Below are 15,473 nucleotides of genomic sequence, written 5' to 3'. Positions count from 1 at the left end.
GATATGTTTTAACGGCACTTTGCTGCCTTGTTGTGCACTTCCACCAACTTTTACATTCGAAATTTTACACTTATCATTTTACATGCTCTTAAGGTAACGAGCAGTGCTTGCCGGCAAACTGCAGGTATTGCTCCCAGTCATAGGCGGTTACATCGTGCTTGCCGGAGCGGATATGGTAGCGGACAAATTCCCCGGTGGGGCGCTGTACACTGGGGAAACCGGCATTGCCCAGCCCCCGTTTGCCGAAGAGGCGGTATACCGGTTCGGCGTTTTTTGCGCTCAGGAATTCTCCTTTGGGGTCCGACCACTGGTCGCCGGCGGCGCTGGCCACGTACAGGGGCCGGGGCGCTATCAGCGCCAGCAGCATGTGCTGGTCTACCGGCAGGGCGTCGGTATTGTGCGCATAGGTTTTATATACAGGGCTGAACCAGTGCGGGAAGACGCGGGTAATCACCGCAACGGTTTCCCCGTACCATCTTTTGGACAGGGCCGCCCCGCCCTCGCCGGATTCATTGGAAATGACCATGGCAAAGCGGGGATCGCTGGCGCCGGCCCAGAGGGCGGCCTTGCCCAGGCGGGAATGCCCGATGAGTATCACCTGCCGCGGGTCTACCGCGGGGTCCTGCTGCAGGTAGTCCAGCGCCCGGCATAATGCCCAGGCCCATACGCCCATGGCGCTCCACTCATGCGGCTGTATGTGCAGCACATCCTTGAGCCGGCTGCGGATGCCGGTCTCCCAGCCATCCGCCTTATCGGCCTCCACCTCCCCGTAAAAGAAGGTAGCCAGCCCGTAGCCGCGGCTTACAATGTCCCGCACCGGCCACTGGGAAGCCTGCGATCCGCGGGAGGCTGCTGTAGCGCGGTGGTCTACAATACCAGGACCGGTCACGGTATAGCCGGGAGTGATAGGAATGGAGGGATCGTTGATAACAGACTGGTTGCCATAGAAATTCATGCCCAGGAACAGCGGCACCCGTCCCCGCGCCTTGTTGGGCAGGTACAGCAGCAGGTGCAGTTGGGCGCTGGTGTCTGCCTGCTCCAGGTACAGGGTCACCTGCTTGCAGGTGGCCAGCCCGTCCAGCGCCTGCACATCCGTATGGGTGGTTTTGTACGTCATTTGGGTACGTGTGCGGGGAAAGCGCCCGTATACATTGGTCTCAAACAGGTGGTAAATGTAGGGCCGCTGCACTTCTCTCCACTGCTTTGCGGTGGTCACGGTTTTGCCGTTGGCCATGCGCAGCGGGTCAGGCAGCGTATAGGCCGGTACGTTAGCTTCCGACAGGTTCACTTCCTTCTGCTGCGCGGTCAGGACAGGGCCACCAAGCAGGCAGCACAGCGCTATACACGTGGATAAACGGAATATGGGCAACATAATGAGAAAGATAGGAAATTTGCAGGGATTATCAATTATTAACTATTTTAGTTCCAACATGCATGATCAGTCATACACCGATAATGACCTGTTCCGGCTGATAGCAGAAGGGGACGAAACAGCTTTCCGCCTGTTCTTTCACAGGTACGTGCCGGAACTGCGCCCGCTGATCATGCATATTACTAAAAACGCCGCGGTTGCGGAGGATATTATACAGGAAACCTTTCTCCGCCTGTGGCTCAGCCGCGATAAGCTGGATACCATTGAAAATCCCCGTTCCTGGCTGCTGCGCATCGTGTTCTACCAGTCTTTTTCCTACCTGCGCCGGCAGGCGGTGCATACCAAAGCCATGGACGTGATCGCGTTGCGGCAGGCCACGCATGAAATGCGCAACACCACGGAAGAGGCCCTGGCCTATGCACAGTTGACCCGGCTGGTAGGGGAAGTGGTGCGCCAACTGCCCCCGCAGGCCCGGCGCATTTACCTGCTCAGCCGCGAGAAAGGGCTGCGCATACCGGAAATAGCGCGCGAGCTGGCGCTCTCCCCCCATACCGTAAAGAACTCCCTGGTGCGTTCCCTGCAAACCATCCGCAAGCGCATCGAGCAGTCCGGGCACTTCTTCCCGCTGCTGGTGCTGTGGCTGCTGAAGCCCTGAAAAAAAATTTTTTTCCCCGCATAGGTCCTGAATGAAAAGTTGCGCGTCTGTTAGGACGGGGACTATCGTTAATAACGAGAACCGCGTTCTGAAAAACAGATAGCAAAACAAATACTTACGATATTGAATATCCACGAACGCCTGGCGTACCTGCTGCACCAGGTAACAAACCATTCGGCCACCGATGCTGAACTGGAAGAACTGGCCGGTTTGCTGAAAGCAGACCATACCGGCAGCCTGACCCGGGAAATAGAACAGCAGCTAAAAGCTGCGCTCCCCCCGGAGGAGATGGCTTATGACAGGGATTATTGGGACAACATCGCCGGTAGAATATTGTCGTCAGATCATCCAAAAGCACAAGAGACCGCGTCTGTGCCCGTCAGGACTGTACAGCCCTGGCGGCGCTGGCGCTGGGCTGCCGCTGCCGCCCTGGCCGTGTTGCTCAGCGTTGCGGGCTGGCAGTTGTGGCAACGCCGTCCTGTTCGTGCACCGGCTCCTGTGGCTATCCAACCTTTCCATAACGATGTGGCGCCCGGCAGCAACCGGGCCATGCTTACGCTGGCGGATGGTACGCAGATACCGCTGGACAGTGCCGGTTCCGGCCCCCTGGCGCAGCAGGGCAATACCCGCATTATTAAACTGGATAGCGGCCGCCTGGCCTACCGTGCTGCCGGCAACGCCGCTAATGGCGCGCTGCTGTATAATACCATTACCACGCTCAGGGGCGGGCAGTTCCGCATTGCACTGCCGGACGGCACCCAGGTATGGCTCAATGCCTCCAGCAGCCTGCGCTACCCTACCAGCTTTGCCGGCCCGGAGCGCCGCGTGCAGTTGAGCGGCGAAGCCTATTTTGAAGTGGCGAAAGATGCAGACCAGCCTTTCCGCATCCACACAAAAGAAATGGAAGTGGAAGTACTGGGCACGCATTTCAACATCATGGCCTATGATGATGAAGACATCCTGAAAACCACCCTGCTGGAAGGCGCGATAAAAGTGAGCCGGGAAGGCAGCAGCCGGCGCCTGCAGCCCGGGCAGCAGGCGCGCGTGCACCGGGCAAACGGCAGCCTGGATGTACTGCAGCATGCCAATACAGAAGAAGCCGTAGCCTGGAAGAACGGGTTTATTCAATTTGAAGGACAGGATATCCGCGCCGCCATGCGCATGCTGGCCCGCTGGTATAATGTAGAAGTGGAATACCGCGGGGCAGTGCCCGCGCACTTCAGGGGCGTCATTCCGCGGAACGTACCTTTATCCCAGGTGTTGAAAATGATGGAGATGACAGGAGAAGTGCAGTTCAGCATCAACGGCAACAAGATCATTGTGTCACCATAAAATCGCTTAATAAAAAACCGGAAGTGTTCGCACCACTCCCGGCCAGCCCAGGTTATAAAAAACAATCGGTTCAGCAATTATTCCTTATTTACCTAAACGATACAAAAGTATGCAATTGACGCTTTTTTCCCAAAGCGCGGCAAGGCTCCATGCCCCTTGCCGGAAACGAATTCCGCGATTATCAAAAACGGTACGGATCATGAAATTAACGGCGCTTTTGATCACCATAGCCTTCCTGCAGGTACATGCAGGCGGGCATGCGCAAACCGTCACCCTATCCCGACAGCACAGTTCCCTGGAGCGTATCTTCAAAGAGATACGGAAACAGACGGGCTATTACTTCCTGTATACGGACGAGCAACTGTCCGGCGCCGCCAGGGTAACGCTGGATGTAAAGGACGCCCCGCTGTCCGAAGTGCTGGAGCTGTGCTTCCGCAACCAGCCGCTCACCTACACCATCGATAACAGGATCGTGATCGTGAAGCGGCGGCCCGTAACGGCAGCAATGCCGGTTCCGCCACCGGCGGATGTTACGGTGACCGGCCGCGTGACAGATGAAAAGGGCCAGCCGCTGCCCGGCGTGACCATACAGGTAAAAGGCACCAGCACCGGCGTAGTGACAGACGTGGACGGGCGCTACACCATCAGCATACCGGAAGGTAATGCCATACTGCTTATTTCATCCATCGGTTATAATACAAAGGAAGTATCCGTAAACGGCAGAACGGATATTCCCATAGTGCTGGAGGCGCAGGCTTCCGGCCTGAACGAGCTGGTAGTAGTGGGGTACGGTGAGCAAAAGAAAGGCTCCCTCACCAACGCCATCAGCTCCGTGTCCGGCAAGGAGTTCCAGGATCAGCCGGTGAACCGGCTGGACCAGGTGCTGCAGGGCCGCGTGGCCGGGGTGCAGGTGACCAATGCGGCCGGCTCTCCCGGTGGCAGCGTGCGTATCCGCATCCGCGGCGCCAACTCCATCAATGGCGACAACGGTCCGCTGTACGTGGTGGACGGTTTTGTAGGGGCGGAGTTCTTTTCCATCAACCCCGATGATATCGCCAGCATACAGGTGCTGAAAGACGCTTCCGCCACCGCCATTTACGGCAGCCGCGGCGCCAACGGCGTGATCATTATCACCACCCGCAAAGGCAGCAAGGACGGGCTGAAGGTGAACTTCACCTCCCGTTTCTCCAGCTCGCAGGTCATCAAAAAGCTGGACCTGCTGAATGCGGGCGATTTTGCGGAAACGGCCAACGCGCACGCTGTGGCCACCGGCACCACTCCGCCCTTTACGACGGAAGAGGTGGCGGATTTTCGTGCAAAAGGCGGCACGGACTGGCAGGATGAAATATTCCGGCAGGCCATGGCGCAGGAGTACATGTTAAGCCTCTCCGGTGGTAACGACAAGTCCGGCTATTTCATTTCCGGCAACTACCTGGACCAGGAAGGTGTGATCAATAACTCTTTCTACAAGCGCTATACCCTGCGCTCCAACATCCATTCAAAACTAACGGACCGGATCTCCACTTTCCTGAACATTACCGGCTCCTACAGCAAGGCGCAGAATATAGACATCCCGGCCGACGGGCCGCACAGCCCGCTGGCGCAGGCCATTACCTGGTCGCCTACGGTACCGGTGCGCGATGCCGCCGGCAGGTACACAGCGGCAGACCCGGTGAGCTCCGTGTTCTTCAACCCCGTGGCACTCACTACCGAGCAACTGGCGGTAAAGGACCGCATGCTGGCCAATGCTATCGGCGGCTTCCGCTTTGAGCTGCTGCCCGGCCTGTCCCTGAACCTGCAATATGGCGCCAACTACCTGCAGTACGAGGACCGCAGCTTTGGCGGCAAGGTGGTGAACTCCGGCACCGCCACCACCAATGTGCGCAACAACAAGGAGATCCGTTTGCAGAACACCAATACGCTCAATTATCATAAAGCCTTTAATGGTGGCCATGCCATAGATCTTACCGCAGTGATGGAGTACCAGCAGTCCACGTATAATTTTACACAGGTGGGCACCTCCAATCTCACCTACGAGCATTTTAAATGGGACAACCTGGGCCTGGGTACGCCCGGCAGCCCGTCTTCCGGCTACTCCAAATGGGCGTTGTTCTCCCTGGTAGGCCGCGCTAACTATGCTTACCGGGACAAGTACCTGGTATCTGCCGCGCTGCGCCGCGATGGGTCTTCCAAGTTCCGGGAGAACAACCGCTTCAGCTATTTCCCTTCCGTTTCTGCAGGATGGGTGCTCACCGAAGAGCCCTTCCTGAAGGGGCAGCAGGTGCTCAGCTACCTGAAGCTGCGTGCAAGCTGGGGCCTTACGGGCAGTGAAGGCGTAGGGCCTTACAGCACCTTCTCTTCCTATTCCCGCAGGATCGCTTCGTTCACCAATTCTACTTTCCTGAACGGCATTGTGCTGGGTAATATCGGCAACCCTGACCTGCAGTGGGAAACCACGGAGCAGAAGGACGCCGGTATAGAGATCGGGTTGCTGCGGGACCGCCTTTCCATTACTGCCGATTATTTCATCAAGGACACGCGCGACCTGCTGCTGAATGAGAAGCTGCCCCTGTACCTGGGCGGCAATACCATTACGCGCAACGTAGGCGCTGTGCAGAACAAGGGCTGGGAGCTGGCCATAGAGGGCAAGGTGATCGACCGCGGGCCGGTAACCTGGAACACCTGGCTCAATTTCTCTTTCCTGCGCAACGAGGTAACCTCCATCGGCTCCAGCAGCCAGCGCATCTTTGATCCCAACAACCGCCGGATCGGCGGCGGTATGTCGCCACAGTCAGAATTCGTGGTGATGCCCGGCCAGCCGCTGGGCGCCATCTGGGGCCTCACCTACCTGGGCACCTGGAAACCGGGGGATGCCAAGGCTGCTGAATACGGCGCCGTGCCCGGCGATGCGCGCTACCTGGACCTGAATGGCGACAACGTAATAGATGCAGACGACTATGGCGTGATCGGCACCGGCATGCCCCGCACTTCCATAGGCTGGAACAATACGGTGAGCTTCCGTTCCTGGACACTGAACCTGTTCTTCCAGGGCCTGTTCGGTTTCGACAAGCTGAACTACAACAAAGCTGCGGCCATGTACCACGGCGGCGATGCGCGGGAAGCCACCCATGTGGACATCCTGGACCGCTACATTCCCGGGGTGAACGAAACTTCCGACATCCCGGCCTTCAGCAGCACCAACCGGAACTTTACGCAGTCCACCCGCTTTCTGGAAAAAGCGGATTTCCTGCGCCTGAAGAATGTGAGCCTGTCCTATGATATCCCTAAATCAAAGCTGAAGAACGTGGTGGGCGTCAAGCTGTTCGTGAGCGCCACCAACCTTTTGACCATTACGGATTATAGCGGTATAGACCCGGAAGCCAATTCATCCGCCGGCGATATCCGGCAGGGGATCGACTTCGGCTCCTATCCTAACGCCAAAACCTATACGGGCGGTATTACGCTCAGCTTTTAAAACAGCAAACCAAACGTTATAAAAAACTGGATTCCTATGCAGAAGAAAATATATCTCGTTATTGCACTGTTCCTGCTGGGCGCCTGCAGCAAACAACTGACCGAAGACCCGAAAGGCCTGGTCGCCGGTACCGCCGCCCTCAGTAATATGGCAGGGCTGGAAGCCGCGCTCACCGGCGCTTACGGCAGCCTGATGGTGCCCTGGGAAAGCGGTTTCACCACGGTATCGCAGATCGCCATGACCATGGGCGCGGATGATCTTACCACGCATCCCGGCTCCAATAAGGAAGAGTTCCGGGAGTTTGACCGCTTTAATGTATCCTCCCTCAACAGCCGTATGACGCCTATCTGGCTGGGCTGCTACAAGACCATACAATCCACCACCAACATCATCAATAATTATGATGCCGTGCAGGATGGCACCGAAGAAGAGATCCACGAAATAGTAGGCGAAGCTTATTTCCTGCGCGCCCTGTGCTATTACTGGCTTACCCGCCTCTGGGGCGCGGTGCCGGTGATCCCTACGGAAGTATACTCTCCTGACCTGCTGGAGCTGCAGAAAAGCGAGCCCGCAGCCGTGTATAAACTGATAGAAGAGGACCTGGCCATGGCCGAGCAATGGGTGAGCAATGAGAAGCGTGACCCCGGCCGTCCCAACAAAGGTTCTGTAAAAGCGCTGCTGGCGGATGTATACCTTACAGAAGCCGGCTGGCCGCTGAAAGATGCATCCAAATACGCACTGGCCGCCGCCAAGGCCAAAGAGGTGATCGACAACAAGGGCGCCTACGGTTTTGACCTGTACCAGGATGGCTTCCTGAAAATATTTGCCGGCGGCACCGTGGAGGATGTGTTCACCCTCTTTACCCGCGGGCAATGGTCTACCTACAATTCCTTTTACGGGCTGTCCACCATGCCGGAAAATGAAGGCGGCTGGAGCGATTTTTTCCCGGAGCTGAACTTCTTTCGCAATTTCCCGGCCGGCCCCCGGAAGGACGCCACCTTCTCCACGGAATTCGTGGTGAACGGCGATACCATTCCCTGGCAGCAGGTAAGCACCAAACATCCCTACTATAAAAAATTCAGGATACAGTCCGGCAATCCCTATACCTATATGTCCAACACTCCCGTGATCATGATCCGCTACGCGCATGTGCTGCTGATCTATGCAGAAGCACAGGCCCGGGCGGCCGGTACGCCTAACGCCGAAGCCTATACGGCTGTTAACGCGGTGCGCAGCCGTGCCGGCCTGGATGAGCTGCCGGCAGGCCTGTCTGGCGCTGCCTTTGCGGATGCCGTAGTAGCGGAGCGGAGCTGGGAGTTTGCCGGCGAATGGAACCGCTGGTTCGACCTGGTGCGCCTGGAGCAGGTAGCAGCCGCCAATGCGGATAAGGACCCGGACGACCTGCAGCCCTCCGGCGCCATCACGGAAGAAAAATACTGGATGCCTGTACCGGGCAATGATGCCCTGATCAACCCGAACCTGTAATACCATAGCCATATATTCCACGGAAATAATGATGGAGCGGCATGCACCAATGCCGCTCCATTTCGGACCATTTTAAGACACAATGACCGGCTGGCATAACCGACAGACCCTTTTGTAAATTCCTAAACCCGATCGTTATGAAGAAAATCTCAACACTTATTATCCTGTTGTTCGGTTTACTGTTAAGTAATCATTTGAATGCGCAGTACCTGCTGGTAGACGACATGGAAGGCAATGGCATCGGCTCCGGCCGGTGGACCTTCTATGCGGGGGAGAACGCTACCGGCGGTGTGGAGTTTGGCGTGCCCAATCCCAATCCCTCCGGGGTGAACACCAGCTCCCTGGTCGCTAAATTCGTGAAGGACACCACCTGCTTTGAATGGATGGGGGCCTCCTGCCAGCTCACGGAACCGTTTGACCTGGCTTCCGGCAGCGAGTTCAAAATGCTGGTGTACAGCAGCACGACGGACGAGATCATGTTCAAGCTGCAACCCGGCACCGATTATTCCAAGGCGGTATACTTTACCTACAAGGTAAGCCGCGTCAATCACTGGGAGGAAGCCACCTACAATTTCCAGAGCGTGAAAGACCGTACCGATTTTGACCGTATTGAAGTGCATTACATAGACGGTAAAAAGGCCAACGGCATCCTGTATTTTGACCTGGTGCGCGCACCCAATCCCGTAGGTGTCCGGCTGGCCGATACCTCCATTGCCATGGGGCAGGAGCACGGCGCCGTAATAAAGGCCCATATGTTTGGCGGCGTGTTCAGCGATACGCTTACCACCGCCAACTGGACCGCTACCAACCTGCCCGCCGGCGTAAGCATAGACAGTGTGCAGCGTGTGGATGATACCACCGCGCACATTATACTCAGCGGCAATTCTCCCGTGGTGTATTCCCGCACTACCCTGGAAATGGTGGTGGCCCCGCAGGAAGTAGCGAACGCCAATGCCGGCCAGTACATTGCAAAAGGGAAAGTGATATTTGAAGGCAATCCCGCCTGGACCATGATATATGGCGATGAGTTTAACGGCAGCGGCCGCCTGCCGGACCCTGCCAAATGGAAGGTAGACCCCAAGCCCAAGGGGTGGATCAACGGGGAGCAGCAGGTGTACACAGATACCACGCACGATAACATACGGGTGGAGGACGGTTACCTGGTCATCAAAGGCAAGAAGGACTATCCCAACGGCGATTCCACCCAGCCCTGGTCCTCCGGGCGGCTGATCTCCCAGGGCAAGATGGATTTCCTCTACGGCCGTGTGGAAGTAAAGGCCAAACTGCCCAGGGCGCGCGGCTCCTGGCCTGCCATCTGGATGATGCCCACCTCCAGCGTGTATGGCGGCTGGCCCAAAAGCGGCGAGATCGACATTATGGAGCATGTAGGCAATAACCTGGGCACCGTGCTGTCCACCGTGCATACGGAAAGCCACAACTGGACCAATGGCGGCCAGGTGTCCGGCATCAAACAGATACCGGATGCGGCCACCGCTTTCCACGTATACGCGGTCGAATGGACGCCGGATTCCCTGCGTTTTACTTTTGACAGCGCGCATGTGCTGACTTACCTGAACCCCTATACGGACTGGAAGGACTGGCCCTTTGACCAGAAATTCCATATCATCCTGAACGTGGCCATTGGCGGCGGTATGGGCGGCGCTATTACGGAAGCGGACTGGCCGGACAGCATGATGGTGGATTACGTGCGCGTGTACCAGAAAGGGCTGGGCACACCCGTGCTGGACACCATCGTGGTAACACCGGCAGACCAGTCGTTCCTGGCAGGCGCCACCCAGCAATATAAGGCGGTAGCCTATGACCAGAACGGGCATGTAATGGCCATTAACCCGGTATGGAGCATCAGCGGGGCGGGCAGTACCATTACGGCGGATGGACTGGCCACCGTACAGGCTTCCGGTGTGGTGACCGCCACCGCTACCGTGGATAGTGTAACCGTTTCCGGTAGTGCCTATGTTACCGTACGGCCTACCAACTACAAACCCATACCGGCCAAAATACAGGCCGAAGCCTTTGACAATGCCAATGCCTGCTGTACGGAACCTACCTCCGATGCAGGCGGCGGGCTGAACATCAGCTACATCGGCTCCGGCACCTGGATGGAATATGACATTACAGTGCCGGATTCCGGCAATTACCGGGTACAGTTCCGCGTAGCAATGGACTATGCCACCAGCTTGCGCGTAATGTTAGACACTGTTACGCTCACTACGGTGCCCCTGCCGGCCAGCGGCGGATGGCAGCAATGGATCACCGTTACTTCCGCGCCCATTTACCTGGCCGCCGGTAACCAGACCATCCGCATCCGCTCCAATGCATCCGGGTGGAACTTTAACTGGCTACAGTTTGTGCATGCAGATTCCGTAAACCTGTCTTACATCACGGTAACACCGGACAGTGTACGGCTGATCAGTGGCGCTACGCAGCAGTTCAAAGCAGCCGGTTACGCCGCAGATAACAGCGTAATGGCGATCACACCGGTATGGTCCACTACGGTCAAGAAAAGCAGCATTAATGCGAACGGCCTGTTCACAGCCGGCAATAAGACCTGCACAGGACTGGTAAAAGCGACCGCTGAAGGAGTAACAGGTACGGCCAGTGTAACGGTAGCGCCAGTGCCTGTATTGACGCGCATGACCATCAGCCCGGACCCGGCAGTTATGCAGGTGGGAGGCAGGCAGCAGTTTACCGTTACCGGCTACGACCAGGAAGATTATGTAATGCCTGTAACACCGGTATGGACCGTGAGTGATACCAGCTATACCATCAGCAGCACGGGCCTGCTCACAGCCAATAAAGCGCCGGGCGCCTGTACCGTAACCGCCACGGCGGGTAACATTACGGCCAGCGCTGCGGTAACAACGGACTATCTCTGCTCTGTGAATATTAAATACGAAGCGGAGAGCTTCACCGACCGCTCTACCCGTCCTGTACTGGAAGCTTGCACCGATGTAGGGGGTGGGCAAAACTTTACCTACATGTATGCCGGTGACTGGTTCTCGTACAACACCATCAACGTACCGGTGGCAGGCGTGCATAACGTCAGCTTCCGGGTATCCAGCACGGCCCCCGTACGCATCTGGATCGGGCATGGCGGCAAAAGGTTCGGCACCATCAACATACCTTCTACCGGCGGCGCCTGGCAGACCATTACAGATACCATGACACTGCCGGTACTGAACTATACCGGCGTGCACATAGAGCAGGGCAGCACCCTGAAGTTCAACTGGTTCAGTATAGACAACTGCCCGCCTGCAGCAGACTCCGGCATGAGCATGGCCCGTACTGCGGCCGCTTATGTGGATACCAAACATATAAAGGACAAGGACCGGAAGCACTTAACCGGTACAGTGATCTTCCCCAATCCCGCTGCGGGGCAGGTGACAATCGATCTGCCGGAGCATAACTATCAAATGATCACCCTGCTGGATATGAGCGGCAAAGTGATCCGGCGCTGGCATGTGGAGCCGGGAGAGCGGAGAGTCGTGAAGGACCTGGGCTTTCTCAGGAACGGCATGTACCTCATCCGCCTGGAAGGAAAGGAGGGAACGGAAACGCTGAAGCTGATCAAAAATGAATGAGCGAAATGAGAGAATATAAAATGTAAAATCTAAAATATTAAATTTCAAATGTAAAAGTAAATGCAGCGGTTTATTCGCTGCATTTACTTTTACATTTAATATTTTACATTTATCACTTTACATTCCCTACTCTCCCTTAAATTTCGTGAACACCACGATGGCGTTATGCCCGCCAAAACCGAAGGTATTGCTCATGGCTACGTTCACGGTGCGTTGCTGTGCTTTGCCCACGGTCAGGTTCAGGTTGGTGGGAATGCCTTCGCCCAGCGCCTGCGTATTGATGGTAGGCGGCACAATGTCCTCCTGGGTAGCTTTGATACAGGCAATGGCCTCTATTGCGCCCGCAGCGCCCAGCAGGTGGCCGGTCATGGATTTGGTAGCGCTGATGTTCAAGGCAGCAGCATGGTCGCCAAAAAGGCCGGTAATGGCTTTCAGCTCGCTCACATCGCCTACCGGGGTAGAGGTAGCGTGGGCATTGATATAGTCCACGTCCTGCAACTGCAGTTCCGCGTCGTTCAGCGCGTCCTGCATGCCCAGCCTGGCGCCCAGCCCTTCCGGGTGGGTAGCGGTGAGGTGGAAGGCATCTGCCGTCATGGCGCCGCCGGTCATTTCCCCGTAAATGGTAGCGCCTCTCTTTACCGCGTGCTCGTATTCCTCCAGGATGATGGCGCCGGCGCCTTCGCCCATTACAAAACCATCGCGTTCCGCATCAAAGGGGCGGGAAGCGGTGGAGGGATCTTCATTCCGCGTGCTCAATGCCTTGAGCGCATTAAAACCGGCGATACCGGCGCGGGTGATGGGCGCTTCGGAGCCGCCTGCCACGATCACATTGGCCTTGCCCAGGCGTATATAGTTGAAAGCATCTACCAGGGCGCTGCTGGAAGAAGCGCAGGCAGATACCGTACAGAAGTTGATGCCCATGAAGCCATATTTAATGGCAATCTGGCCGGCGGCAATATCCGCTATCAGCTTGGGAATGAAGAAAGGATTGAACTTCGGTACGAAGTTGCCCGCAGCAAATTCCACGATCTGGTCCTCGAAGGTCTGCATACCGCCGTTGCCGGAAGCCCATATCACACCGATCCGGGTTTTGTCAATACCTTCCAGGTGGATACCGGCATTTTCAATGGCTTCCTGCGCGGCTACCATTGCATATTGGGTAAAGAGGTCCATTTTGCGGGCCTCCTTTTTCTCCATGAACTTTTCTATATCAAAATCCTTCAGCTCACAGGCAAACTTGGTTTTGAACTCCGTGGTGTCAAAACGGGTAATAGGGCCCGCACCACCGGTGCCAGCCTTCATATTCTGCCAAAAAGTGTTTACATCATTCCCGATAGGTGTTAATGCTCCCAACCCCGTAACAACAACCCTTTTTAGTGAAATAGTACGCATAGAAGTTTAATCAAATATTAGAGCGCAAATTTAGTTAACTTATTCTTATAAAATATAAAATGATGCCGCTAAGCCAAAAATTGTAAAAGCGGGTCCATCCGTAATTGCTGCCATTTATATATGTGGCCACATCTTTTTTGAAATATTATTTACCTTCACAGGTTTCAGGGGGGGAACCTTTTTTATACCTGCTCAATCAAACATGCTATCAGGTGCTGCCGGCAATGAAAGGAGTGTAATGGCTCAGGAGAAAGACTTGCTGCTGAAGGCTTCGGCAGGAGACAGGTCCGCCTTTGCCACGCTGTACACTACCTATTTCCCCCCGCTTTACCGCTTTGTGCACTTCACCACCCGTTCCCAAAAGGATGCGGAAGAGGTCCTGCAGGACATTTTCCTGAAGGTATGGGAAAGAAAGGAAAAACTGGGAGAGATCCGCTCTTTTGAGGATTATATCTTTATTATGGCCCGGCACCGGCTGTTTGATATGGCGCGGCAGCAGGCCAGCCGGCAAAAGGCGGAACAGGCCCTCGCGGAGCAATTGCCCGATGCGGACGGCAATACCGCAGAGGGGCAGGTGATCTACAAAGAATACCACAAAGCCGCCATGGACGCCATTACCCGGCTGCCTGCACGTAAACGCGCCATTTTCTTCATGCGCACCCAGCAAAGCATGTCCCTCAGTGAAATAGCCGCCGTTTTCCGGATATCCCCCTCCGCGGTGAAAAAACACCTCTACGCCTCCATTCATTTTATCAAGCAGCAACTGCATATTAAATAAGGGGCGTTAAAAATTTCTAAAAAAAGTTCTCTTTCCAGGTGTCCGTTTTTCAGTGGCGGCAGTCTTTATATATACTGACGCACAACTATGGACCAGCAACTACTGATATCATTACTGGAAAAATACGCCAGGGGCGAGGCTTCGCCGGCGGAATCGGCTGCCGTTACGGACTGGCTGCAAACGGTAACGCCGGCGGAATTTGACCGGGTGCTGCAGCAATGCGATGTGCCGGCAGACTTCAGGGCATACCCGCCGGTACCTCCCGGTTTTGCACAGGAGCTGGAAAGCCGGCTGGATGAGGCGGATACCGCTTATCCCCGCAGTGGCAACATTTTTCCCGTCAGGAGACTGGTAGCGGCTGCTTCCATCGCGGTACTACTGGCCGCGGCCATTTACTGGCTGCGCCAGCCCGGCCCGCAGCCCGCGCCGGTGGCGGAAAAACAGGAAGCGCCCCGTGTATTCGGTCCCGGTGGCAACAAAGCGGTGCTCACCCTGGGCGACGGCTCCACCATTGTGCTGGACAGCGCACAGAACGGGGTGCTGGCAAGCCAGGGCAGTACCCGCGTGATCAAGCAGGCCAACGGGCAGTTGGCGTACCGCATGCCGGCTACCGGCAACGGGAACGAAGCCGTTTACAACACCATTGCTACGCCGGCCGGCGGCCAGTACCAGGTGCTGTTGCCCGATGGCAGCAAGGTATGGCTGAATGCCGCTTCCTCCCTGCGCTTTCCCAGCCGCTTCACCGGCGGGGAGCGGAGCGTAACCCTTACCGGTGAAGGATACTTTGAAATAGCGCATAACGACCACCAGCCTTTCCGCGTGCAGGTAAATGATGCCGTGGTAGAGGTGCTGGGCACGCACTTTAACGTAAACGCCTACCGCGATGAGAACGAAGTGAGGACCACCCTGCTGCAGGGCGCTGTGAAAATGCGCCAGGGCGCAGCTTCCCTGCAGTTAACGCCCGGCCAGCAGGCCCGCCTGCACCGGAACGGGGATATGAAGCTGGTAAGGCAGGCCGATACCGAACAGGCCATTGCCTGGAAGAACGGTTATTTCCAGTTCGATAAGGTGGACCTGCCCGCACTGATGCGGCAGATAGCCCGCTGGTACGACCTGGAGGTGGTGTACGAAGGGCCGGTAAAGGACTTCGAGTTTGTAGGCAAGATAGCCAGGACCGCCTACCTGGCCGATGTGCTGAAGGCGCTGGAAAGCAGCGGGGTGCGCTTTCGCATGGAGGGCAACCGGCTGATCGTTACCACCTGAAATAAATGAAGCCACAACAGAGCATAGCAAAATAAAGTATAAACAAAAGAGGGGGCATCCATAAAAAACCGGAAGTGCTGCAACACTCCCGGCCGATAGTCTGGATAAACCTGAAAGAT

At 56.2% G+C, this 15,473-nt stretch carries 9 protein-coding genes; 7 read left to right on the top strand and 2 right to left on the bottom strand.

The annotated features are described in order from the left end of the window. Positions 1-88: 88 nt before the first annotated feature. Positions 89-1,372 (bottom strand): glucuronyl esterase domain-containing protein, encoded by a 1,284-nt coding sequence (locus tag LX66_RS02595; protein WP_211365962.1) that lies wholly within the window; start codon positions 1,370-1,372, stop codon positions 89-91. Positions 1,373-1,430: 58 nt separating this feature from the next. On the opposite strand from LX66_RS02595, the gene LX66_RS02590 reads away from it, so the two are divergent. The 5 genes from LX66_RS02590 (at position 1,431) to LX66_RS02570 (ending at position 11,921) form a co-directional block, all read left to right on the top strand. Next, entirely contained in the window at positions 1,431-2,027 is a 597-nt protein-coding gene (locus tag LX66_RS02590) for an RNA polymerase sigma factor (RefSeq protein ID WP_158642512.1), read from the top strand. 123 nt (positions 2,028-2,150) lie between these two features. Continuing rightward, positions 2,151-3,359 carry a FecR family protein gene (locus LX66_RS02585; protein ID WP_145710326.1) on the top strand — a complete coding sequence of 403 codons (1,209 nt, stop codon included), beginning with the start codon at positions 2,151-2,153 and terminating at the stop codon, positions 3,357-3,359. A gap of 199 nt (positions 3,360-3,558) precedes the next feature. Continuing rightward, positions 3,559-6,834, top strand: a complete 3,276-nt coding sequence (locus LX66_RS02580; RefSeq protein WP_158642511.1) for a TonB-dependent receptor — start codon at positions 3,559-3,561, stop codon at positions 6,832-6,834. A gap of 36 nt (positions 6,835-6,870) precedes the next feature. Beyond that, positions 6,871-8,319: a RagB/SusD family nutrient uptake outer membrane protein gene (locus tag LX66_RS02575; RefSeq protein ID WP_145710324.1), complete on the top strand. Its 1,449-nt coding sequence runs from the start codon at positions 6,871-6,873 to the stop codon at positions 8,317-8,319. Between the two features lie 137 nt (positions 8,320-8,456). After that, positions 8,457-11,921 carry a carbohydrate-binding protein gene (locus LX66_RS02570; RefSeq protein ID WP_145710323.1) on the top strand — a complete coding sequence of 1,155 codons (3,465 nt, stop codon included), beginning with the start codon at positions 8,457-8,459 and terminating at the stop codon, positions 11,919-11,921. A gap of 126 nt (positions 11,922-12,047) precedes the next feature. On the opposite strand, the gene fabF is transcribed toward LX66_RS02570, so the two are convergent. After that, complete coding sequence (gene fabF / locus LX66_RS02565; protein ID WP_145710322.1) at positions 12,048-13,313, bottom strand: beta-ketoacyl-ACP synthase II; 1,266 nt, start codon at positions 13,311-13,313, stop codon at positions 12,048-12,050. Positions 13,314-13,515: 202 nt separating this feature from the next. Between fabF and LX66_RS02560 the strand changes: the two genes are divergently transcribed. Both LX66_RS02560 and LX66_RS02555 read left to right on the top strand, forming a co-directional pair. After that, the gene (locus LX66_RS02560) at positions 13,516-14,091 is read left to right on the top strand and encodes an RNA polymerase sigma factor (protein WP_145710321.1); all 576 of its coding nucleotides are present in this window, start codon (positions 13,516-13,518) and stop codon (positions 14,089-14,091) included. Positions 14,092-14,178: 87 nt separating this feature from the next. Beyond that, on the top strand, positions 14,179-15,354 hold the full coding sequence (locus LX66_RS02555; RefSeq protein WP_145710320.1) for a FecR domain-containing protein: 1,176 nt from the start codon (positions 14,179-14,181) through the stop codon (positions 15,352-15,354). Positions 15,355-15,473 lie beyond the last annotated feature (119 nt).

Origin of the sequence: Chitinophaga japonensis, assembly GCF_007830125.1 — a bacterium.
Taxonomy (GTDB): domain Bacteria; phylum Bacteroidota; class Bacteroidia; order Chitinophagales; family Chitinophagaceae; genus Chitinophaga; species Chitinophaga japonensis.
The sequence above is the reverse complement of the archived record's forward strand: the minus strand, read 5'-3'. Positions and strand labels throughout refer to the sequence as shown.